This is a genomic window from Novosphingobium sp. FW305-C-30-35, from assembly GCF_058783135.1.
The window spans coordinates 2,159,699-2,181,208 of record NZ_JBYSYJ010000001.1; the positions used below are offsets into that span (position 1 = coordinate 2,159,699).

Here is a 21,510-nt window from a genome sequence, read left to right on the forward strand (position 1 = left end):
GCGTCGGGGCGGGTTAACCGCCCCAGCGGCCGATGCGAGCGAGTACGGCTGCGGCGACGCGGCGGAAGGCTTCGCGGTCACGCGCCGGAACGCCCTTGAACAGGTCTGCGCCGACGTGGGCCAAGGCTGGAATGGTCTGTGCGAACAGTTCTTGCCCCGCAGTGGTCAGCCGAACCGGCTTGCGGCGGCGATTGCGGCGATTGGACCCGGGTTCCACAAGGCCGCGCTGCATGAGCGCGGCGATCGCACGGCTGACGTTCATCGGCGGGACGCCCATGATTTCGGACAGGTCATGGCCGGCCAGTTCGCCTTCGCCACCCAGGGCCAGGACAATGCGCAGGTCGGTGGTGGTAAGGCCAAGCGGATCGGCGACCCCTTCGCGCATCGGCGTGCCGATAAAGGTGCCCAGCTTGAGCAGGTCGACCAGCAGCGCAACCTCACCCTCGATCAGGGCGATGTTCTGGTCTGCTTGTGCCGTGGTTGGTGGCGTGTCCATCAGGCGCATCTATTGCCGGGTTCCCGTCCTTCGGCAAGGGCTGAAGTGTGCCCGATCTGCATCACTTTGCACCCTCTTGAACATGCGCAAATGTTAGGCTTGCAAAGCGGTAATTAGTATGTCTTACTAACAAACAGCAACCGGTTCCGAAGAGGACCATACAGGAGAGGGGATATGGCTCAAGCCCATCGTACCACGTCACATGTGCGCCTGCTAGCCGCAGGTAGCCTGGCCGCGCTCATGCTCGGTCTTGCCGCGCCGGCCATGGCGCAGGATGCTCAGGCGCAGGCTGAGGAAAGCACGCCGGAATCGGCGCGCGAGATCGTCGTGACCGCGCAGTTCCGCGAACAGCGCTTGCAGGATACGCCGCTTTCGATCACTGCCGTCGATGCGACCTTGCTGGCCTCGCGCAACCAGACCGACCTGTCGCAGATCGCGCAACAGGCCCCGAACGTCACGCTGAATGCGATGGGCGGCGCCTATGGCTCGTCGCTGGGCGCTTCGATCCGCGGCATCGGCCAGTTCGACTTCAACCCCGCCTACGAACCGGGCGTCGGCATGTATGTCGATGATGTGTATTACGCCACGCTGACCGGCGGCATTTTCGACCTGCTTGACCTTGAGCGCGTGGAAGTCCTGCGCGGCCCCCAGGGCACGTTGACCGGCCGTAACGCAATCGGCGGCGCGATCAAACTGTTCTCCAAGAAACCGACCGACGAGAATTCAGGCATGGTCGAGGCGGTCTACGGCAGCCGCAACCGCGTCGACATCCGTGGCAGCGCGAACTTCATCCTCGCGCAGGACCTCTATGCCCGCATCTCGGGCGTGTACAAGCGCCAGAATGGCTACGTCGACCAGATCGACTATGGCTGCGCCAATCCCGGCAACCCGCAGGGTATCAGCGCGCGCCCCGGATCGGGCCAGGACTGTGTGATCGATAAGCTCGGCGAGAAGGGCTACGCCGGTCTTCGCGGATCGGTGCGGTATAATCCGGGCGATAATTTCGACCTCGTCATCATCGGCGACTATACGCATGAGGAGCGCACCAACGCGGCAGAAGTGATCTCGCTGATCAACCCGGCGCGCATCACCAACGCCTATGCCTGCGGCCGCTTCTGCACTTACGCGAACTTCTACGCCCCGCCGGGCGGCTTCGTCAGCCAAGGCTACGAGATGCCCAACCGCCTGAAGTTCGATGGCTATGGCTTCTCGGCCAACATGACCGTGGGCCTGAGCGATTCGATCAACATTCAGTCGATCACCGCCTACCGCAACTACCGCCAGAAGTGGGGCACCGACGACGACTTCACCCCCGACCTTGCGATTGCGGGTCAGGGCTACAACGACCTGAAGTTCTGGTTCTTCAGCGAGGAACTGCGCGTCAACGCCAAGCTTGGTGACATGATCGACCTGACCGTCGGCGGGTTCTATTCCGACCAGCGCTCGGTCTACTTCACCCGCCAGGACATTCGCTACATCGCGCCGGGCCTGAACTTCCAGTTCCTCGGCAACGACCCGGTCAACGCCGATAGCAAGGCCGTGTTCGGCACGGTCATCGCCCGCCCGATGGATGGCCTGACGCTGACTGGCGGTCTGCGCTACACGAAGGAAAGCAAGGACTACACCTTCGTCCGCAAGAACTTCGGCGGCGTCACCAAGTCGATCTACCTGGGCGCACTCGACGGCGTGAAGGCCGTCTACTCGGGCGACAAGGTCGACTGGCGCCTTTCGGCTGACTATCGCTTCAGCCCGGAAGTGCTCGCCTACGTGACAGTCGGAACGGGCTTCAAGGGCGGCGGCGTTACCGCGCGTCCATTTGACGCCGCGCAGGCGCTCAACGGCAGCTTCGATCCCGAAACGGTCACCGCATATGAAGCAGGCCTCAAGACCGATCTGTTCGATCGCCGCCTGCGCATCAACATCGCCGGGTTCATCAACGACTACAACGATATCCAGCTGCCGCTGATCTCCTGTGCGTCGCTGGGCTCGAACGCGCCGTGCGGTGCGCGCCAGAATGCGGGTAACGGCCGCATCAAGGGCTTCGAGCTCGAAATGCAGGCCTCGCCGATTGAGGGTCTGGATATCGATGCCTCGCTCAGCCACCTGACCGGCAACTACAAGAATATCGATCCACGCGTTGGAAACGCGATCCTGCTGACCGACCCGATCGTGACACCGAACTGGAAGTACAGCTTCGGCATCCAGTATCGCGCCGATCTCGGCAGTGCAGGTTCGATCACCCCGCGCTTTGACTTTGCGCACACGGGCAAGACCAGCGCCGGCCGCATCGCTGCTGGCCAGCCGATTGAGTTCTTCAACGCCTATGACATCGGCAACGCCCGCCTAACCTGGCGGAACGAGGCCGAGGACCTGTCGATCTCGTTCGAAGTGCAGAACGTCTTCAACGAGTACTACACGCCGTTCCGCTTCGCATCGGTCTATGCCTTCACCGGTACGGCCTACAGCCAGGTGGGTCGTCCGCGTGAATGGGCAGTCACTGTGCAGAAGCGCTTCTGATCATTTCAGAGTACGCTAGGGAATGGGGCGGTCAGCGATGGCCGCCCCATTCTTTAGAGCTTGGCGTGAACCATATCAAATGTTAGCTTTTCCATGCGAGCCGAATCCGGCCGCTAGTGGGAGAGCCACCGTGCTGACGCGCGAAGCCTATGATCGCTATGTCGCCGCGTTCAACGCGAAGGACTATGACGCGGTTGCCGATTTCTACGTCGATCCGCCGCTGATGACGTTCTTTGGCGTCGAGATACGTTCGCGCCAGGCGCTCAAGGATTTTTACGCATTCCTTCACCATCATGTGAAGGAAAGCGTGACCGTTCTGAACTTTGCCTGTTCCGATACCCTGACCGCCATCGATGCTGTCATTCGGGTGGAAGCGGTGAAGGACCTTTCCCGTGAAGCGCTCGACGCGCGCGGGATGCACGGCTTCTTCCCGATCGCGGTGGGCGAAGTGCAGGAAATGCGGCAGTTCATATTCTATACGATCAAGGACGGCCTGATCGAGCGCGTTGAATGCGCGCTGGCGCAGGCGTGAGAGGACACCAAGCCATGACACCAGAAGGCGTGAACGTCGCCCATCCCGACAAGCTCTTCATCGGCGGTCGGTGGGTGCCCGCCCACTCCGGACGCATGATCGAACTGGTCTCGCCCAACACCGAGCAAGTGGTGGGGCGCGTGGCGGAGGCCGACGAGGCCGACATGGATGCTGCCGTGGCCGCAGCGCGCATGGCATTCGATCACGGGCCTTGGCCAACCACGCCGCCTGCCGAGCGCATCGCTATGTTCCGGCGGATGGTGGCCCACCTCGAAACGCGCGTGCCCGAACTGGCCAGAGCCTGGACAGCCCAGATGGGCGGGCTGGCCTCGTTTGCCGGGCCAATGCATGGCGGCAGCGTCAAGGCATTGAGCCAGATCGCCGGGTTTGCCGAACAGTTCGAATTCGTCGAGCGCCGCCCGAGCATGGCAGCGGACACAGCGCTGATCGCCTACGAGCCGGTCGGCGTCGTTGCGGCCATTGCGCCGTGGAACGGCCCGTTCGGGATCATGGCCAACAAGGTCGCCTATGCGCTGTTGACCGGTTGCACGGTGATCATGAAGCCATCGCCGGAAACGCCGCTCGAGGCCTACATCATTGCCGAGGCGGCAGAGGCGGCAGGCATTCCTGCGGGCGTGGTGAACCTTGTTACCGGGCACCGTGAGGCGAGCGACCATCTCGTCTGCAACGAAGGCGTCGACAAGGTGAGCTTCACCGGCAGCACCGTTGCAGGCAAGCGCATCGCCAGCGTCTGCGGCGCGCGCATGGCGCGGTGCACGCTGGAACTGGGTGGCAAGTCCGCAGCCATCGTGCGCGACGATTTCCCTATTGATGAGGCAGCCAAGATGCTGACCGGCACGATCACGATGATGAGCGGGCAGGTCTGCGCAATGCTCGGCCGCGTGATCGTACCGCGCCACCGGCACGACGAACTGGCCGAAGCCATCGCGGCGGAGATGAAGCAGGTCCGCATCGGTCATTCAGATGACCCCGAAACCCAGCTCGGTCCGGTGGCGATGAAACGCCAGCTCGAGCGCATCGAGATGTATGTCGAGGAGGGCAGGCAGACGGCTGATCTGGTCACCGGCGGCGGGCGTCCGGCACACCTCAACCGGGGGTATTTCATCGAACCGACCCTGTTTGCCAACGTGAAGAACGAAAGCCGCATCGCGCAGGAGGAGATCTTCGGTCCGGTCCTCAGCCTGATCCCGGTGGAAGACGAGGAAGATGCGATCCGCACCGCCAATGCCAGCGCCTATGGCCTTAACGGTTCGGTGCTGACGACAGATGCCGACGCAGCCTACCGCATAGCCCGGCGCGTCCGCACCGGCGGCTTCGGGCAGAACGGCTTGCGCATGGATTTCGGCCTGCCCTTTGGCGGGTTCAAGCAATCGGGCATTGGCCGCGAAGGCGGGCCGGAGGGGCTGTTCCCCTATCTCGAGATGAAGACGATCCTGATCGACGCAATGCCGTCGGCACTTTGAAGGACACGGGCATGAGCGGACACATTGCGGGCAAGTCGATCGTCATTACGGGCGCCGGTGGCGGATTTGGCAGCATGGTAGCGAAGAAGGCGGCCGCGCTGGGCGCCCGCGTGACGCTCGGCGACATCGACCTTGCTGCGGCGCAAGGCGTGACCGATGCCATCATCGGGGCCGGGGGCAAGGCGCAGGCCGTTGCTGTCGACGTGCGCGATCTGGGGCAGGTCAAGGCCTTGGTCGGCGCTGCACTGGATGCCTACGGCGCGGTGGATGTCATGGTCAACAACGCGGGCATCATGCCCTTGGCGTTTTTCTCGGACCATGAGGCGGCCTATCCTGCGTGGGAACGCTGCATCGACATCAACATCAAGGGTGTTCTGAACGGCATGGTCGCGGCCTATGATCAGATGATTGCGGCGGGGCGGGGACAGATCGTCAACATCTCGTCCATCTATGGCAATTTCCCGGTGATCGGCGCGGCGGTCTATGGTGCATCGAAATCAGCAGTGAATTTCCTGTCTGAATCGCTGCGGGTTGAAAGCCGCGGGAAGATCAAGGTCACCACGATCAAGCCAACCGGCGTGCCGACGACCGGCCTCTCCGGCACGGTGGTCAATCAGGCCGCCGGTATCGGCATCGTTGCACACAACATGCCCGATTTCATGGAGATGGTCGGCGAGATGGCGGCGGGGACGTTCCCACCCGAACGGCTCGATCCCGAGGCGATGGACTATGCCAGCCTTGCACCGGAACACATCGCCGATGCCGTGATCCATGCAATCGACCAGCCTTGGGGCGTCTCGATTGCCGAAGTGACTGTCCGGGCGGCCGGAGACCACTTCGTTCTGTGAGGAGCGTGGTTGCTCGTCACGTCAGTTGTACTGCACCATCACCGTAACGGTCCCTGTCAGCGTGCCGAGCGCCGAGGAGCCACTGAGGGGCACGGAGCCACCGACACTGACATTCACCGTACCGGCCGAACCGGTTGAGCCGCTCAGCACCTGCGGGCCACCCCCGACATTGGTCAGTGTAGCCGTGACCGAGCCACCGCTGCCCGATAGCGTCATCGTGGTCGGCACCGATATGGTGACCGCCTGACCGCCCTCGCCGCTTACGGTGAACTGGGCTGCTGTCGCCGCTGGCGCAGGGAAGCGGCGGACATTGGTTCCGCTGACCGAGACGACCCCATCGGGCGTCAGCGTGACCGCGCCGGAACCGCTCGTGGGACGTGTGACCGCGCCGAACTGCAGGTCCTGCGTCTTGGCAATGCTGACAGGGCGGATGACCTTCGCCAGGATGTTGCCGACAAGCGAATCCGATCCGCCGCCCGTCGCGCGCTGTGCGGTGATAAGGTAGCTACTGGAGGCGCTCCCCGTCGGAGATGCGGACTCGTTGCCGTCGACAGGAAGGTCGAAGCCGATCAGGAACGTGCGTGAAGATCTGCGAGGAATGGGTGCCAGATTGATCACGACATAGTTCCCCGCACTGTAAGCGGAGTTTACCGTTGCAGTGCCATTCGCAACGCTGATTGCGGTAATGTATCCGACGCGTCCTGTGGGGGATCCGGCCAGTGCCAGCGTCACCTGGACATTCGTCGCATTGCAGGCAAAAGTGTTGCTGCACGAAATCGTCACTTCGGCGTTTGCTGCCGTGTTCGACAGCCGCACCCCCGAACCGGAGGCAACCGTGACCGATCCGGACGAAGCGTTTGACCGGAACACCGTCTGCCCGGAGGCTGCGGAGACGACGTCGCCGAAGTTGGCATCGGTGATCGCATCGACCGTGTAGGTCTGGGCATGCGCCACTGGAATCGGCACGAGTTGCAACAACAGGGTGCAGAGCGTGGTCAGCAACAAGCGGGTCATCAGCGTTTCACCATTTGCACGTGTTCGCTGAAGGCGACTTCACCGTTGACGTCAACGACACTCCCATCCGCTCCCACTGTCGCAATTATCGGTTCCTTCAGCCGCATGCCGAGGCGGGCAGCCTGGTCAGCGTCGATCTCGATTGCGTACTTGCCTGGCTTCACCCCGTCGAACACGACCGTGCCATCGAATTCGGTCATGCCGGATGCGACATCGCCCTTGGGCGAAACAAGCCGCACTTTCACCGCCGAAAGGCCATTCAATGCCCCGTCCCGGCCACGAAAGCGGATGCGGGTGACCAACTCGGACGTCGGCACAAGCGGATAGTCGATCCGCGCAATTCCCCCTGAACGCGCAGCAAACGTGATGTTCTGTGGCGGAGGGGAAACAAATACGGTGTCGGTCCCCGAGATGTCGGTGCGCAGTGAAGTCATGTTGCCATCGCCGAGGCCAGTCACGAACGCCCGGCCCTGTCCATCCGTCACGGCCTTCAGTCCGCCACCCTGCACGACCACGCCGGGCACTGCTTCCTCACCCTCATCGCGCCGGCCGTTGGCATTGGCGTCGATGAAAGCCAGGAGCGCTGCGCTGGCTCCATTGGCCGGGCCCGGCGGCGTCACGCGATAGCGGCCTTTGAGCGGGTCGCGTGCTATCCCGAAGTTGAGCTGTACGCCCACGCGCCAGCGGTTCTGGCTGGTGGACCAGTCGCCGCCCAGCGTCGCGGTCGCCATCGGCAAGCGCGCGGTCAGCCCTGCCTGCAGGGCCGTATCATGCCCGGCAAAATTGCGTGTCGCACCAAGGCGCAAACTGTACCGATCGCTAATTGCTCGGTCCGCGGCAAAACCCAGCGTTTCCAGCCGGGTGCCTGGCTTGATCCCGAAATCGGCAGTGGCGCGCAGTTGCCACTTGTAGTCGATCAGCCGCATCGCACCGAGATTGGCGTTGATGCGGGTGTCGGCGAAATTGCCCTGCGTGCGGTGGCTGTAGTCGGCGCCTATGGCGAACAGGGTCTGCCCCACGCTCGCGGTGGTGCGTGCCCGGGCCGAGAGGGTCTGGCTGCCGTCGACGAACTCGGCACGGTCGAACCGCCCAGAGACCGGCAGGCCAAGCGAGCCCGGCAGCGGTACCGCCAGGTCGAAGACGACTTCGCTGTAGCGGCGCATCGGGCGCGACGGATCGAAAGCGGTGTTGGCCTCATCGGCAAAGCCCCCGCCGTATTCGACATGGCGGCCAAGGAAGCTTACGCCTGCGATGCGTCCGGCAAGGCCCAGAGACATCGCCCGCCCGCCTGCGAAGTCGCTGGCAAGGTCGGTCTGCACGGCAAGGCCGAGCAGCGAATGGCGCGCGCCAATCGAACCGATGACGTGTGAAGTGCCGCCCAAGTCGGTGAAGCGCGAAAGACCGGCCGCGACAGTCAGGTGTTCGCTTATGCCGTGGGCGATGTTGAAAGTGGCGCGCAGATCGCCCTTGCCCTTGGCAAAGCCGCTGAGGTTGGCATCAGACAGGTCGATCACGGTCCGGTCCTGCGAAACGATGCCGAGATCAACCGTCGTCTTGCCCGCCGCAAGCTGGCCGCCTCCCACGTTGATCACGCGGGTGCGTTCGATGCGTTCTCCGCGCGGCCCATAGAGCACGACGCGCAGGGCGTTTCGGCCGCGCACCAGCGGGATGTCGTTGAATTCATAGCGTCCCTGCACGCCCGCACCGCGCTGGGCGGATCGCAGGATATCGTTGACGTAGAGCTCGGCATCATATCCCAGCGGCAGTTCTCCTCGCAGGTTGATGCGCTGGAACACGCTGGCCTCATCGATGCGCGACGATGAGAACGTGAAACCGGCCCCGCCAAGACTGCGTGCGCCGACGACCTGGGGGGGCGTGAAGACGTCGCCCAGCGCGGCAGACGTGCCGCCGAGCGAGCCGAGCAGTCGTCCGTCCTCGGACCGGCGCGTGAAGGCAAGGCGGGCCGAAACCGGGTCGCCGTGGTCGTCGGTGGCGATCCAGGCGTTGAAGCCTGCTTTCAGCAGATCGCCCGCCACACGGCCTTCAAAGCGCGTGACAGAGCGGCCACCGCCGTTGATGCCTTCGCTGTTGTAGCCAAGCTCGGTCGTGAAATCGAAAGCGGGGGGACCGATCCAGCGGTAGGGCGTTGCGACGCGCATGGCATCGTCCTGCGATTCCGGCTGCCCGGCAAGCCCTGCCATGCGGGCAAGGCGTTCGCGCTGGGCCTGCAAGGGCAGCTTTTCCGTGGCTTCGAGGGTGAGGATCATCTCGTCGGCAATCGACGTGATCTTCAGCGGCAGCAACTTGGCCACCAGCGAGGCCCGCAGGTAGATATCGGTTTCGGAGATCAAGCTGTCGGGCGGAATCAGCGCGACAACCTTGCCGCCAATAAGGGCCTGACCTGACCGCAGATCGATAGTGATGGGACGCTGGCTCTCGCCGATGCGGCCCGATGCAACGCCATTTGTAACGTCGATATCGAGCGGAAGTTCAAGCAGACGGGTGAGTTCACCGAGCGGCAGCAGCGGGTCTGTGGGGTCGCCGTACGCCGTCAGCGCCTCGCTGATGGTGGTGCCGTCAAGCTGCACGGAAAACAGCAGGAGGTCTTCGTTTGCAGCCTGCGTCGTGCCGAACGCAGACGCCCCGACCACCGGATCGGGGGCCTGCACGGGCGCAGCCGGTCCCGCTGGCGCGCTGCTGTTGGCAGCGGCCAGGGCCAGAATGGCCAGCGTCGCAGTCATGTCAGGGGGCGGTGTAGCTTCCGCTGGCGATCTCGACCGGCTTCTTGCCGTCGTCGGCGCTGTATGTGGCGGTTATCACTTCGCCTCGTTTCAGCGGGCGGAGCAAAGGCACGAGGGCCTGGCGTTCATCAGCTTCCGGGTAGACGGCAATACCCCGCGCCACGCCGACCACTTCCTTGGCCGTGCGCAGTTCGAGATTGCCGTAAAGCGAAGTCGTGCCCTTGCGTTGCAGGGTTACTGCAAGCGCAGGGCCATCGCGCGTGGCGGAAGGCGTTATTGCGCCAATTCCGCCGGTTGCATCGGGCGTGCCGCCCCGCACGATCAGCGGGATCGAGATGCCGAAGACGGACTGAATGCGAAGAACCAGCTCGCCCTTTTCGGCGGCAGCAGCCTGTTCGGCAGTCAGCCCCGTATCGGCGGGGGGCACCGTGGTGACGGTCAGGTGGGTGCGATACTCCGCGGTCGTGGCGGTGTCGGCCAGGGTGGCGCGAACACGAACCGTCTTGCCTTGGCCCGGTGGCAGGATCAGGCGGCTGGGTGCGGCAAGCACGAAGGGTTTGGCGGAGCGCACTTTCGCGCCAAGACCTTCGGCACCACGCTCTGCAAGGCGGCTCACCGGCACGATCTCGCCAGAGGGCAGCATGGCGTTGTCGACCAGCGCCACATCAACCGTCACCGGCGTGGTGCCTTGGTTGAACACGTAGACCGCTTCGGTACGCTTGGTGGAATCGAAGATCACGCGGCGTGGCGTAATGTTGATATTGGCTGCGGCTGCCTGGACCGGGACGGTTACCTGGGCGTCTTGCGCCTTGGGCCCGGCGATCGGGAGCGGTGCCTGCTGGGCAGCCACCATTGCAGGCGCCAGCAAGGTCAGGAGGCCTGGCATCATCACGAGGTTGCGCTTCATGGCTCGATGACCTTCAGTTGAATTGTGCGAGGAACAGGATGGAGCTGTCGCCTGGAACAGTGCCGCGCCCAGAAACACTGCCGCGCATTGCGCCGCGCAGGCGTGCGTCCGATGCGGCCGGTTGCAGCAGGTCAATGCGGTAGACGCCGCTTGCCATGACCAGGACGCCGCTGGCGTCACGGGGCATGCCCTTCTTGCCTGGCTTGCGCGGTGACATCAGCACCGAGACCGAATCTCCCGCATCGCCATTGAGGAACACAGCGGAAACGGCATCGCTCAGGATGTCGAACGAGAACCCTGCGCCAACCGGCTCGAGGATGACCACGGCTGCTTCTGCCGATGCGGGTGCTGGTGCAGCGTGGGCAACCGCCGGCGAGGCCATGGTCGCGCAAGCGGCGAAAAGCGCTCCGGCGATTTGCCCGATGCGAACCTTCGATCCTGCGTCCATGGCTTGTCCCCCTCTCGCCGACGGTTGCCGTCTGCCTCGGGGAGGTGCCGCGCAGATGCGGCAACGCTCCCCGAAGTTCCATCACTGATAGGTGACAGTCACCGTGAAGTTGCCGGTGTAGGCGCCTGAAGCCTGTGTGTCAGGCAGGCTGAACGATCCGCCGACGTTGAGCGTGGCGGATCCTGCGGCTGCCAGGGCGCCAGAGAGGGTCACCGTGCTGCCGAAGTCGGGCAGCAACGTTACCGGGATGGTGTTGGTCCCGCTGGTCAGGGTGACCGTCGCCGGGATCGAGGTGGTGACCGATTGGCCTCCCTCGCCATCGACAGTGAACTGTGCGCGGCTGGTGGTGCTGGCAAGTGCGACGGCACCGCTGGCGGCGACAACGGAGTTGCCGGTGTTTGCCAGCGTGACCGTACCGGTTCCGCCGGTGCGCGGACGCACGATGCGGCCAAAGGCAAGGTCGCTGTTCTTGGTGATCGTCAGCGGTCGGACAATGGTGACCGACCCCGACGCAGTAGCACTGCTGGTATTTGCGGCAGTCTGGGCGAAGGCGGATCCTCCGGCCAGAAGCCCGGCGGCAATTGCCGCGCTGGCAAGCAACTTCTTCATCTCAATTCCCCTATCCAACACTCCGGAGCCACCGGAGTTGTCCCGAGAAGGATCGTGCCGGATGTCGCACAAACCTTTGCCGGCGAACTGGCCGGACAAGGGCGTTTCCTAGGTAGAGGGGCCTAAGTAATGGTTAATTTCCGCCCGCTTGGGGCGCAGTCATTGTCAACAGCCGTTTACCATGCTCACAGTGAAATATCGTTTATATCCATGCATGTATGCCCGTTTCTGTCGAGAATTCGGGTCAAATTTAACATCATTTAATGTTAGAGGAAGGGGACTGCGCTCTCGAGCCGTTAACTAAAGTTATTAATACCCACATCTCGGCCGCGAAGGGCGCTCGATAATTTACGGCAGGTATGTCTGGCCCCGGTGAAGGCGTGACCGATCGATGCGCGGGCGGGCGGAATCGGGTTCAGTTCTGGAAGGGGATGCCGGTTCAACCGTCTGGACGGGATCCTGGCGAAATTGCCGGATGACCGGCACGGTGCTGCGGGATTGGCGCACCGTATGATGTGGACCCGGCGCCCACAAGTGCGGGCGCCGGTCCGGAACGGATCAGCCGTTCAGCTTGTCCTTGACCGCCTTGGCAGCCGAGAAGGTCAGCTTGTTGGAAGCTGCGATCTGGATGGTGGCGCCGGTCGAGGGGTTGCGGCCTTCGCGGGCCGGGGTGTTCTTGACCTTGAACTTACCGAAGCCGTTCAGCGAGACTTCCTCGCCCTTCGCGGCTGCGTCGGCGATCGCGGCAAACACGCCGTCGACGACCTTGCGGGCGTCTGCCTTCGAAAGGCCGTGGCTTGCTGCGATGGTATCTGCGAGGTCGCTGTTGTTCATTGTCCTGATGTCCTCTGCTGGAAAGGGACGGCACGGCTAACGCAAGCAGAACCGCGAAAGCCATGGCCTGCGGCCGTCTTTCCACCGAATTTCGCGCGCTACCAGTGATTTTGCGGCGATTTTGGACTTGCACTGCGACGAATCGGAGATTTCGAGGAGGTCCAAGGCCAGTTGTAACTTTGTGTCGCAGCTTTTGCGCTTGCCCATCAAGGGACGTGCGCCAAGGCGGCAATCTGCTAGACACGGGTCGGAAACGCATCTCGCACTTGCAGCACGGATGGCGCCGCGCAGGGCGCGATTCGCAATTTTGCTATGGCCGGTGCGATGGAACGATCGAGATTTCGAGAGAGACTGTCCTTGTCGTCGACCAATCGCTTTGTATTTGCCCTGCCTACCGTTGTTGCCTCGGCGCTGGCGCTCTCGGCTTGCGGCTCCGCCGATGCCCAGAAGGAAAAGCCAACGCCGGTCGTCGGCGTCATGGTGGCAAGAGCCGAGCCGGTCGAACTGACGACCGAACTATCCGGGCGTACGGAAGCATCGGAGATTGCCGAAGTGCGACCGCAGGTGGCGGGGCTCGTTACCGCTCGGCTATTCCAGGAAGGCTCGTTCGTGCGGGCCGGCCAGCCGCTCTACCAGATCGATTCCCGGCTCTACGCCGCTAGCCAGGCTCAGGCCTCGGCGTCGCTTGCGGCTGCGCAGGCTACCGTCGAGGCCAACCGACTCAAGGCCGAACGTTTTGCATTGCTTGCCCAACAGGGCGGCGTAAGCAAGCAGGAAGCAGCAGACGCACGCGCAGCCTACAGTCAGTCACGCGCGGCAGTGGGGCAGGCGCGGGCAGCGCTTTCGTCGGCACAGGTCAATCTTGGCTTCACCCGCGTCACCTCGCCGATCAGCGGACGCATCGGCATTTCGATGGTGACGAAGGGGGCTCTGGTGACGAACGCCCAGGCTGCGCCCATGGCCAAAGTGCAGCGGCTCGATCCGATGTACGTCAACATCAAGCAGTCGGGGGCAGACTTCATCGCGCTGCGTCGCGCGATCGAGAGCGGCAAGCTCGTTGCCGGCGCGGCCCCCGTGACCGTGATCCTGCCCGACGGCAGCACCTATCCGGTTGCGGGCAAGCTCAATCCCGCCGACATCGACGTCGATCCCGAAACCGGTACAATCACCGTGCGCGCGGTCGTGCCCAATCCCAGAGGCGATCTGCTGCCCGGCCTGTTCGTCCGGGCCCGCGTCGGTCAGGGAACGGTGCCGAACGGCATACTCGTGCCCCAGGCCGCCGTCAGTCGCGATCCGCGTGGGCGGGCCAGTGTGCTTGTCGCGAATGCCAAGGACGAACTCGAAAAGCGCGACGTGGTCGCCGACAATCCGGTGGGACAGAACTGGCTCGTCACATCAGGACTGAAGCCAGGCGACAGGGTAGTCGTCGAGGGGCTGATCAATGCGCGCGAAGGACAGAAGGTCAAGGTGGTTCCGGCGGGTTCGAAGCCGAAGCCCGAGGGGGCAGCGGGCTCTGGCGCAAGCGGCGGGAACTGATCGCGGATGACTTCCCGTTTCTTCGCATACCGACCGATCTTCGCGTGGGTACTGGCCATCGTCATCATGGCGGCCGGCCTGCTGGCGCTGCGCACCATGGGCGTGGAGCAATATCCCGATATCGCGCCGCCCACGGTCTCGATCAACGCGACTTATGGCGGCGCCGATGCTTCGACGGTCGAGAACTCGGTCACCCAGGTGCTCGAGCAGCAGCTCAAGGGCCTCGACGGGATGCTCTACTTCAGCTCGACCTCGTCGAACGGGTCTGCCAGCATCACAGTCACGTTCGACAAGGGTACCGATCCCGATACCGCGCAGGTTCAGGTCCAGAACGCGATCTCGCGTGCGGTCAGCCGCCTGCCGGCCGTGGTCCAGCAGCAGGGCGTCAACGTCAACAAGGCGCAGTCCGATCAGCTCATGGTCGTGTCGATCTACGACAAGACGGGCCGCGCGACGAACTCCGACATCTCCGACTACCTGACCACGCACTTTCAGGATCCGATCTCGCGCGTGGAGGGCGTTGGCAGCACCAACATCTTCGGCGGATCCTTTGCCATGCGGGTCTGGCTTGATCCCTTGCGGCTGGCGGCGGTGCAACTGATGCCCTCGGACGTGACGGCTGCGTTGCAGGCCCAGAACACGCAAGTTGCAGCGGGCGAGATCGGCGCCAATCCTGCGCCCGAAGGCCAGCGGCTCAACGCCACGGTCACTGCACGCTCGCGCCTTGAGACGCCTGACCAGTTCAGGAACGTGGTCGTGAAGACCAATGTCGATGGCTCGGTGGTCAAGCTCAAGGACGTCGCCCGGGTGGAACTGGGCGAGGAAAGCTACGGTGCGCTTAGCCGGTTCAACGGCATGCCGGCCACCGGCCTGTCGATCAGCCTTGCCTCGGGCGCCAATGCCACCCGCACGGCCGATCTGGTCAAGGCCAAGGTTGAGGAACTCTCCGCCGACCTGCCCGAAGGCTATGCCGTTGCCTATCCGCGTGACAGCTCGATCTTCGTGAAGCTTTCGATCGAGGAAGTGGTCTGGTCCCTCTTCGAAGCCATCGCGCTGGTCGTGGTGGTGATGTTCGTGTTCCTGCAGAACTGGCGCGCCACGCTGATCCCGGCGATTGCGGTTCCGGTCGTTCTGCTGGGCACCTTCGGCGTGCTCTTCCTGTTTGGCTATACGATCAACACGTTGACGATGTTCGGCGTAGTTCTTGCCATCGGCCTGCTGGTGGATGACGCCATCGTTGTGGTCGAGAATGTCGAACGCGTGATGCACGAGGAGAAGCTTGGTCCGCTCGAGGCCACCGTCAAGTCGATGGAGGAGATCACCTCGGCGCTGATCGGGATCACGCTGGTCCTCACGGCTGTCTTCGTGCCCATGGCGTTCTTCGGGGGGTCGACCGGCGCCATCTACCGTCAGTTCTCCGTCACGATCGTTTCAGCCATGACGCTTTCGGTGCTCGTCGCGCTGGTGTTCACGCCTGCACTGTGCGCCACGCTGCTGAAGCCCGTGGCAGATCATGAAAAGCCCAAAGGCCGGTTCTTCCGCGCGTTCAATTCGGGTTATTCCGGTCTTGAAGAGCGTTATCGCAATCGGTTGGCCCGGATCGTGGGGCGCCCCCGCGCCTGGATGATCGCCTTCCTCGGCATCACCATCGCCATGGTCGCGCTCTATGTGCAGCTGCCAACCAGCTTCCTGCCCGACGAGGATCAGGGCAATATCTCGATCAGCTACCAATTGCCGGTGGGTTCGACCACGGAACAGACCCGCGCAGTCGCAACGGGCATATCGGATTACATTCGCAAGAGCGAGGCCGACAACATCAAGGCAGTCTTTGTCGTGATGGGGCGTGGGCAGTCGGGATCGGCGCAGAATGCGGGGCAAGGTTTCATCCTGCTCAAGGATTGGTCCGAGCGGAAGGGTGCGGACCGGTCCGCATCGGCCATAGCCGAACGCCTGAACGCCCATTTCCGTTCATCGCGCGAAGCGCAGATCTTCATACTCAATCCACCACCGATCCGCGGGCTGGGCAGCTCGTCGGGCTTTGAAATGTGGTTGCAGGATGCGTCCGGCGCGGGCCGCGAAGCGCTTACCGCTGCACGCCGACAGCTGACCAAGCTGGCTGGCGAGGACTCGCGCATGGCGCAAGTCCGGTTCAGCGGTCTGGAAGACACGCCGCAACTGAAGGTGTACATCGACGACGATGCGCTCACTGCCTTCCAGATCGCGCCTGCCAGCGCCAATTCGACGCTGTCGATCGCCTGGGGCGGCCTCTACGTGAACGACTTCGTCGATCGCGGCAGGGTCAAGCGTGTCTACGTGCAGGGCGATGCGCCCTATCGCGCCAAGCCGGCAGATCTTGGCCAGTGGTTCGTGCGCAGTGCCAACGGCGAGATGGCGCCATTCTCGGCCTTTGCATCGACCCGGTGGACGCAAGGACCGGTGCGCCTGGACCGCTTCAACGGCATCGCCGCGCAACAGCTTCAGGGAAGCGGCGCGCCAGGCGTAAGCTCGGGCGATGCGATGACGATCATGGAAGAGAACGTCGGCAAGCTCGAAGGAAACTTCACACCCGCATGGAGCGGACTGTCCTATCAGGAGCGCGCGGCATCGAGCCAGTCGGGCCTGCTCTATGCGGCTTCGATCTTCTTCATCTTCCTGTGTCTTGCCGCGTTGTACGAAAGTTGGTCGGTGCCGGTAGCGGTTCTGCTGGTGATCCCGCTCGGGATTGTCGGCGCGGTGCTGGCGGTCACGCTGCGCGGGTTCGACAACGACATCTACTTCCAGGTGGCACTTCTGACGACGATCGGCCTGTCCGCCAAGAACGCGATCCTCATCGTGGAGTTTGCCGAGTTCGCCATGGCGCGCGGGGCAAGCGCGATCGACGCCGCGCTTGAAGGCGCGCGCCTGCGGCTGCGCCCGATCATCATGACCAGCGTGGCCTTCATCGCCGGCGTCATTCCGCTGGCGTTCGCAGATGGTGCGGGCGCCAACGGGCGGCAGGCGATCGGCACTGGCGTGATGGGCGGGATGATCTCGGCAACAGTGCTGGCGATCTTCCTGGTGCCGGTGTTCTTCGTCGTGGTGAAGGGCTGGGTAGACCGCCGCAAGAACAAGCGGCCGCCTCTTGCTGCAGGAGAAACGGCATGAAGCGGCAGATCGCATTCGCGGCCCTGCCAGCGCTCGCGCTGAGCGCATGCAATTTCGCGCCAAGGTACGTGCAGCCCACGCCGCCGGTGCCGCAGTCCTTGCCCCAAGGCGGCGTCTACCCGGCATTGGCCGGAAGCGAGACTGCCGTCGATGCGCTGGGCTGGCGGGAATTCTTCGTAGATCCACGCCTGCAGCAGGTCATCGCCACGGCTCTTGCCGAGAACCGGAACCTGCGTGCCACTCTGGCCAACGTCGAACGGGCGAGGGCGCTCTATCGCGTGGACCGTGCGGCACTGTTCCCTATTGTCAACACCACTGGCACGCTATCGGCGGTGCAGGGAACGGCGGGCCGGGTAACCGACAATTTCCTCGTCCAAGCCGGGACGAGCGCCTACGAGATCGACTTGTGGGGGCGCTTGCGCAATCAGAGCCGCAGCTCGCTCGAGACCTATCTCGCCACCGACGAAGGCCGCAAGGCGACGCAGATCGCACTGGTCGCCGAGGCGGCGAGCGCCTGGCTGTCCTACGCGGCGACAGCCGACGCCTTGCGCATTGCCGAGGAAACCGTCGCTTCCCGGCGCAGCACGCTCGACGTGAACGTGCGGCGTGAAGCAAACGGCATCGGCACCAGGCTCGAAGTCGCCACGGCGACGACCGCGCTAAACAGCGCTGAGGCGGCCGTAGCAGACTTTCGCACCAGCCTTGCCCAGGCGCGCAATGCGCTCGACCTTATCGTGGGCAAGCCGCTCACCGATGATCTTCTGCCGACAACCCTGGGGGCGGGCGATCAAATACGCGATGCCTTGCCGGTCGGGCTTTCATCGGAAGTCCTGCTGCGCCGCCCCGACGTGCTTGCGGCCGAGCATGATCTCAAGGCGACTTATGCGGACATAGGCGCAGCCCGCGCTGCCTTCTTCCCGACCCTCTCGCTCACGGGCCTGTTCGGCTTTGCCAGTGCCGGGCTCACCAACATCTTCAACAGCGGAGAATTTCAGAAGACGGTAAACGGCTCGCTGCGGCAGCGCATCTTCGATGGGGGCGCTACGGCCAATAACCTTGCTGCGGCAAAGGCCTCGCGCGATGCAGCCCTTGCAACCTACGAACGCACCATCCAGACCGCGTTTCGCGAAGTGGCCGACGCCTTGGCCCGGCGCGGGACGATTGACGAGAGCATCCGTGCCCAGTCGTCGCTTGAGGCCAATGCGGCGACTGCCTATCGCATCAGCCAGTCGCGCTATGACGCTGGTGTCGCCAATTACCTCGAACCGCTTGACGCCCAGCGGACGCTCTACAGCGCTCGCCAGTCGCTGATATCGGCGCGGCTGACCAAGGCGGCGAACATGGTGGAACTTTACCGCGCGCTGGGTGGGGGACTGGTGGAAGTCACAAGGAAGTGACTGCCCCTGCGAAAAGCGGGTTGCCAGTTTTAACCACGCGCTTAAATGGTTCGAGCCACATCGGGAGAGAACCATGGAAGCCCCACGTTATTCGCTCGCAGGCCGCGTTGCGCTGATTACCGGGGCGTCATCGGGCCTCGGCGCACGCTTTGCCCGTCTTTACGCAGCCGCCGGCGCGTCGGTGGTCATCGGCGCGCGCAGGGTTGAGCGCGTGGCTGCTCTTGCCGACGAGATCAACGGCCAAGGCGGCAAGGCGCTGGCCGTTGCTCTCGACGTGACCGAGGAAGCCTCGATCATCGCGGCCTTCGATGCGGCCGAAGCCAGTGTCGGAGTGCCCGATGTCGTCGTCGCCAACGCCGGCATCGTCGAGGCGGGACGCTCGATCGATCTTCCTGCTGACTCGATGCGCCGGGTCGTCGATACCAACTTCAATGGCGTCTACCTGACAGCACGCGAAGGGGCGCGAAGGATGATCGCGGCCGGATCGAAGCAGTCCGAGAAAGGGCGCATCATCCTGACCGGATCGATCACCGCGCAGATGACCGCGCAGGGCGACAGCGCCTATGCGGCCACGAAGCTCGCCGTGCAGCACCTCGGCCGCCAGTTCGCCCGCGAATGGGCACGGCTGGGAATCAACGTGAACGTGATCCAGCCCGGCTACATCCGCACCGAGATCGATGGCGAATGGTTCGATAGCGAAGGCGGCAAGGCACAGATCGCATCCTGGCCGAGGAAGCGGCTGACCGAAATTTCGGCGCTGGACGACATGATGCTGTTCTTTGCCTCCGACGCCTCGCGGCAGGTCACGGGCACGTTCATTTCGGTCGACGACGGCCAGTCGCTCTGATGCTCAGACGCTGACCGCCGGCCTCAGCCAACCAGGCTGACCAGCAGGTCCTTGGTGAGGACTTGCGGCAGCTGTTGCGGCTCTCCGCCCCCGTTGGGATACCACAGGTACAGGGGCACGCCCGCCGCGCCGTGCCTTGCAAGGAAGCGCGTGATTTCCGGATCGCGCCGCGTCCAGTCTGCGCGCATCACCACCACGCCACGCATCCGAAACGCCGCATCGGTCATGTCGGTCTGTATCGCAACCTTCTCGTTGACCTTGCAGGACAGGCACCAATCGGCGGTGAAATAGAGGAAAACCGGCAGGTTGTTGCGGCGTGCCTCGGCAAGGGCAGCCTCGGAAAACGGCCGTGAACCGAGCAGGTCTTCCTCGACGCCTGCCACGGGTGCCGGTGGTGGAAGCCCCGCCACTCCGCCGATCATGATCAGCGCACTGACTGCGGCCAGCGCGCCAATTGGCCTGCTCTTGCGCTGCGTGATCCCGATGGCGGCCAGCGCTGCCAGAAGGATCACCGCGATTGCCACGGCGACGGCCGCGTATTGCGCGCCCCCGATCCGCCAGGTGAGCCAACCCAGGCCGAGCGCGGTCAGTCCCATAGGCAGGGCCATGATGCGGCGGAAGCGCTCCATCCACTTGCCAGGCTTGGGCAGGAGGCGGCGCAGGGCAGGGACGAAGCCCAGCAGCAGGAACGGCAGCGCAAGACCAAGGCCAAGCGCCGCAAATACGCCGAGCGCTGCCCATGCCGGCAGGACCAGGGCGGCACCCATGGCTGCGGCCATGAACGGTCCGGTGCAGGGCGTGGCAACGAATGCGGCAAGCAGGCCGGTGCCGAATGCTCCCGAATGGCCTGCACCGCGTTCGACCGAAAGGCCGGGAAGCTCATAGAGGCCAGCAAAGTTGGCAGTGATCGCCACGGCCAGCAGCAGCAGCACCGCGACCACGCCCGGCTCCTGCAGCTGAAACGCCCAGCCGACCTCTTCGCCACCCGCGCGCAGGGCCAGCATCGCGCCGCCGAGCAGCAGGCAGGCGAGCACCACGCCTGCCGTATAGGCCAGGCCTTCGCTCCGTGCATTCTGCGAATTGCCTCGGGCGAGGGCGAGGGCCTTGAGGCTGAGGATCGGAAACACGCAGGGCATGACGTTGAGGATCAGGCCGCCCAGGAATGCGCCGAACAAGGCGAACGCCAGCGTCGATGCGGTGAAGGCCCCTTCGCCGCCGACTTCATCACCCCCCGTTGGCACGGCTCCCGGGGCCGAAGCGAAGGCGATGCCGCCTGCATCCTTGCCCATCGCCAGCACGCCTTCGATCCTTTCGGACGGAGCGGGTGACTTGGCCAGCGGGACTTCCACCACCAGCGTATCGCCGTTGCGGAAAAAGCGCTGGGCGGCGGCATAGTCGATGACGCGCTCGGTCTTCAGGAAAAGATGGGGTGCATCGAGCGGCGCCGAGGCGGGAAAGGGCAAGGCAAGGCGCAGGACCTTGCCGGTCAGCCTGAACGTGCCCGGACGGTCGAGCGGGGCAGGCATCGCTGCGCGCCAGCCCTCGAAGCGCTTGTCCCCCGGGCCACTTCCGACGGTAACTGTGCCCTGCAACTCGGCGCGTTCGGGCACGCAGATCTCATTGGTGCAGACCAGCCATTGCGCCTTGACCGAGATCGGCAGGATCGTGCCCGGCTTTGCATCGACGGGCAGTTTGAGCGGCACCAGCACGGCATAGTCGTGCTCGTACACGTGGTTCATCAGTCCCTGGATGACCAGGGTCTGCGGCACCGGAAACTCCATCGCTCCGGTGCTTGCGCCCTTGGGCAGGGTCCAGTCGAGGGTCAGTCCATAGCCGGCATCACCCGGGTTCGACCAATAGCCGTGCCACCCCTTTTCGGGCTGCATCAGCAGGGCAAGGGCGACCGTGCTGCCGGGCTGCGCCGGACCTTCGGCAATCAGGCTGGCGCGCATGTGGTTGGGTGCTGCTTGCGCGGGCGCGAAGACCATCAGCAATAGCGCTGTCACAAACATCGCTATTGTGCGCAAGGTCTTGATCCCGGCCAGTTCGCGTATCGGCATCAGGGCGTTACCGGTTCCATCTGGCCCCTTGAACGGGAGCGCTTGGCGGGCCATGCGTAGCGCTCTTGGGCGTCCTACGGCTGGCCTTCCTTCGAG

At 63.9% G+C, this 21,510-nt stretch carries 16 protein-coding genes; 8 read left to right on the forward strand and 8 right to left on the reverse strand.

The genetic code is table 11. The features are described 5' to 3' along the window. Positions 1-13 precede the first annotated feature (13 nt). A complete protein-coding gene (locus tag AC3WLM_RS10670) occupies positions 14-496 on the reverse strand; it encodes a MarR family winged helix-turn-helix transcriptional regulator (protein ID WP_169745737.1) in 483 nt (160 codons plus the stop codon). Between the two features lie 174 nt (positions 497-670). Here AC3WLM_RS10670 and AC3WLM_RS10675 point away from each other — a divergent pair, with 174 nt between their 5' ends. The 4 genes from AC3WLM_RS10675 (at position 671) to AC3WLM_RS10690 (ending at position 5,877) form a co-directional block, all read left to right on the forward strand. Then, positions 671-3,013 carry a TonB-dependent receptor gene (locus AC3WLM_RS10675; RefSeq protein ID WP_492477339.1) on the forward strand — a complete coding sequence of 781 codons (2,343 nt, stop codon included), beginning with the start codon at positions 671-673 and terminating at the stop codon, positions 3,011-3,013. A 130-nt stretch (positions 3,014-3,143) separates the two neighbouring features. Beyond that, positions 3,144-3,545 carry a nuclear transport factor 2 family protein gene (locus AC3WLM_RS10680; protein ID WP_193827600.1) on the forward strand — a complete coding sequence of 134 codons (402 nt, stop codon included), beginning with the start codon at positions 3,144-3,146 and terminating at the stop codon, positions 3,543-3,545. 14 nt (positions 3,546-3,559) lie between these two features. Beyond that, on the forward strand, positions 3,560-5,029 hold the full coding sequence (locus AC3WLM_RS10685; protein ID WP_492477340.1) for an aldehyde dehydrogenase: 1,470 nt from the start codon (positions 3,560-3,562) through the stop codon (positions 5,027-5,029). Between the two features lie 11 nt (positions 5,030-5,040). Further along, entirely contained in the window at positions 5,041-5,877 is an 837-nt protein-coding gene (locus AC3WLM_RS10690) for an SDR family oxidoreductase (protein WP_492477341.1), read from the forward strand. Positions 5,878-5,898: 21 nt separating this feature from the next. On the opposite strand, the gene AC3WLM_RS10695 is transcribed toward AC3WLM_RS10690, so the two are convergent. The 6 genes from AC3WLM_RS10695 to AC3WLM_RS10720 all read right to left on the reverse strand — a co-directional run bounded on the left by AC3WLM_RS10695 (position 5,899) and on the right by AC3WLM_RS10720 (position 12,430). Next, entirely contained in the window at positions 5,899-6,891 is a 993-nt protein-coding gene (locus tag AC3WLM_RS10695; protein WP_039336482.1) for a DUF4402 domain-containing protein, read from the reverse strand. After that, positions 6,891-9,632, reverse strand: coding sequence for a collagen binding domain-containing protein (locus AC3WLM_RS10700; protein ID WP_492477342.1), 2,742 nt, complete (start codon positions 9,630-9,632; stop codon positions 6,891-6,893). Before AC3WLM_RS10700 ends, AC3WLM_RS10695 begins: the two co-directional genes overlap by 1 nt. Position 9,633: 1 nt before the next feature. After that, positions 9,634-10,539 (reverse strand): fimbrial biogenesis chaperone, encoded by a 906-nt coding sequence (locus tag AC3WLM_RS10705; RefSeq protein ID WP_492477343.1) that lies wholly within the window; start codon positions 10,537-10,539, stop codon positions 9,634-9,636. Between the two features lie 13 nt (positions 10,540-10,552). After that, entirely contained in the window at positions 10,553-10,987 is a 435-nt protein-coding gene (locus tag AC3WLM_RS10710) for a hypothetical protein (protein WP_492477344.1), read from the reverse strand. Between the two features lie 81 nt (positions 10,988-11,068). After that, positions 11,069-11,596: a DUF4402 domain-containing protein gene (locus AC3WLM_RS10715; protein ID WP_039336289.1), complete on the reverse strand. Its 528-nt coding sequence runs from the start codon at positions 11,594-11,596 to the stop codon at positions 11,069-11,071. Between the two features lie 558 nt (positions 11,597-12,154). Beyond that, positions 12,155-12,430, reverse strand: coding sequence for an HU family DNA-binding protein (locus tag AC3WLM_RS10720; RefSeq protein WP_039336287.1), 276 nt, complete (start codon positions 12,428-12,430; stop codon positions 12,155-12,157). 357 nt (positions 12,431-12,787) lie between these two features. On the opposite strand from AC3WLM_RS10720, the gene AC3WLM_RS10725 reads away from it, so the two are divergent. The 4 genes from AC3WLM_RS10725 (at position 12,788) to AC3WLM_RS10740 (ending at position 19,354) form a co-directional block, all read left to right on the forward strand. Next, on the forward strand, positions 12,788-13,966 hold the full coding sequence (locus tag AC3WLM_RS10725; RefSeq protein ID WP_492477345.1) for an efflux RND transporter periplasmic adaptor subunit: 1,179 nt from the start codon (positions 12,788-12,790) through the stop codon (positions 13,964-13,966). Between the two features lie 6 nt (positions 13,967-13,972). Beyond that, positions 13,973-17,110, forward strand: a complete 3,138-nt coding sequence (locus tag AC3WLM_RS10730; RefSeq protein WP_492477346.1) for an efflux RND transporter permease subunit — start codon at positions 13,973-13,975, stop codon at positions 17,108-17,110. Next, entirely contained in the window at positions 17,107-18,507 is a 1,401-nt protein-coding gene (locus tag AC3WLM_RS10735) for an efflux transporter outer membrane subunit (protein WP_492477347.1), read from the forward strand. Before AC3WLM_RS10730 ends, AC3WLM_RS10735 begins: the two co-directional genes overlap by 4 nt. 73 nt (positions 18,508-18,580) lie before the next feature. Then, complete coding sequence (locus AC3WLM_RS10740) at positions 18,581-19,354, forward strand: SDR family NAD(P)-dependent oxidoreductase (protein WP_492477348.1); 774 nt, start codon at positions 18,581-18,583, stop codon at positions 19,352-19,354. Between the two features lie 23 nt (positions 19,355-19,377). Here the strand turns inward: AC3WLM_RS10740 and AC3WLM_RS10745 are convergent, their stop codons facing one another. Continuing rightward, positions 19,378-21,414: a protein-disulfide reductase DsbD family protein gene (locus AC3WLM_RS10745; protein ID WP_492478117.1), complete on the reverse strand. Its 2,037-nt coding sequence runs from the start codon at positions 21,412-21,414 to the stop codon at positions 19,378-19,380. Positions 21,415-21,510: the final 96 nt, after the last annotated feature.

What these genes read in the sequence shown, in the direction of transcription:
- AC3WLM_RS10675 (WP_492477339.1), top strand. Translation starts at nt 671, where the DNA reads ATGGCTCAAGCCCATCGTACCACGTCACATGTGCGCCTGCTAGCCGCA.
- AC3WLM_RS10740 (WP_492477348.1), top strand. Translation starts at nt 18,581, where the DNA reads ATGGAAGCCCCACGTTATTCGCTCGCAGGCCGCGTTGCGCTGATTACC.
- AC3WLM_RS10735 (WP_492477347.1), top strand. Translation starts at nt 17,107, where the DNA reads ATGAAGCGGCAGATCGCATTCGCGGCCCTGCCAGCGCTCGCGCTGAGC.
- AC3WLM_RS10705 (WP_492477343.1), bottom strand. Translation starts at nt 10,539, where the DNA reads ATGAAGCGCAACCTCGTGATGATGCCAGGCCTCCTGACCTTGCTGGCG.
- AC3WLM_RS10745 (WP_492478117.1), bottom strand. Translation starts at nt 21,414, where the DNA reads ATGCCGATACGCGAACTGGCCGGGATCAAGACCTTGCGCACAATAGCG.
- AC3WLM_RS10690 (WP_492477341.1), top strand. Translation starts at nt 5,041, where the DNA reads ATGAGCGGACACATTGCGGGCAAGTCGATCGTCATTACGGGCGCCGGT.
- AC3WLM_RS10695 (WP_039336482.1), bottom strand. Translation starts at nt 6,891, where the DNA reads ATGACCCGCTTGTTGCTGACCACGCTCTGCACCCTGTTGTTGCAACTC.
- AC3WLM_RS10670 (WP_169745737.1), bottom strand. Translation starts at nt 496, where the DNA reads ATGGACACGCCACCAACCACGGCACAAGCAGACCAGAACATCGCCCTG.
- AC3WLM_RS10715 (WP_039336289.1), bottom strand. Translation starts at nt 11,596, where the DNA reads ATGAAGAAGTTGCTTGCCAGCGCGGCAATTGCCGCCGGGCTTCTGGCC.
- AC3WLM_RS10710 (WP_492477344.1), bottom strand. Translation starts at nt 10,987, where the DNA reads ATGGACGCAGGATCGAAGGTTCGCATCGGGCAAATCGCCGGAGCGCTT.
- AC3WLM_RS10700 (WP_492477342.1), bottom strand. Translation starts at nt 9,632, where the DNA reads ATGACTGCGACGCTGGCCATTCTGGCCCTGGCCGCTGCCAACAGCAGC.
- AC3WLM_RS10730 (WP_492477346.1), top strand. Translation starts at nt 13,973, where the DNA reads ATGACTTCCCGTTTCTTCGCATACCGACCGATCTTCGCGTGGGTACTG.
- AC3WLM_RS10720 (WP_039336287.1), bottom strand. Translation starts at nt 12,430, where the DNA reads ATGAACAACAGCGACCTCGCAGATACCATCGCAGCAAGCCACGGCCTT.
- AC3WLM_RS10685 (WP_492477340.1), top strand. Translation starts at nt 3,560, where the DNA reads ATGACACCAGAAGGCGTGAACGTCGCCCATCCCGACAAGCTCTTCATC.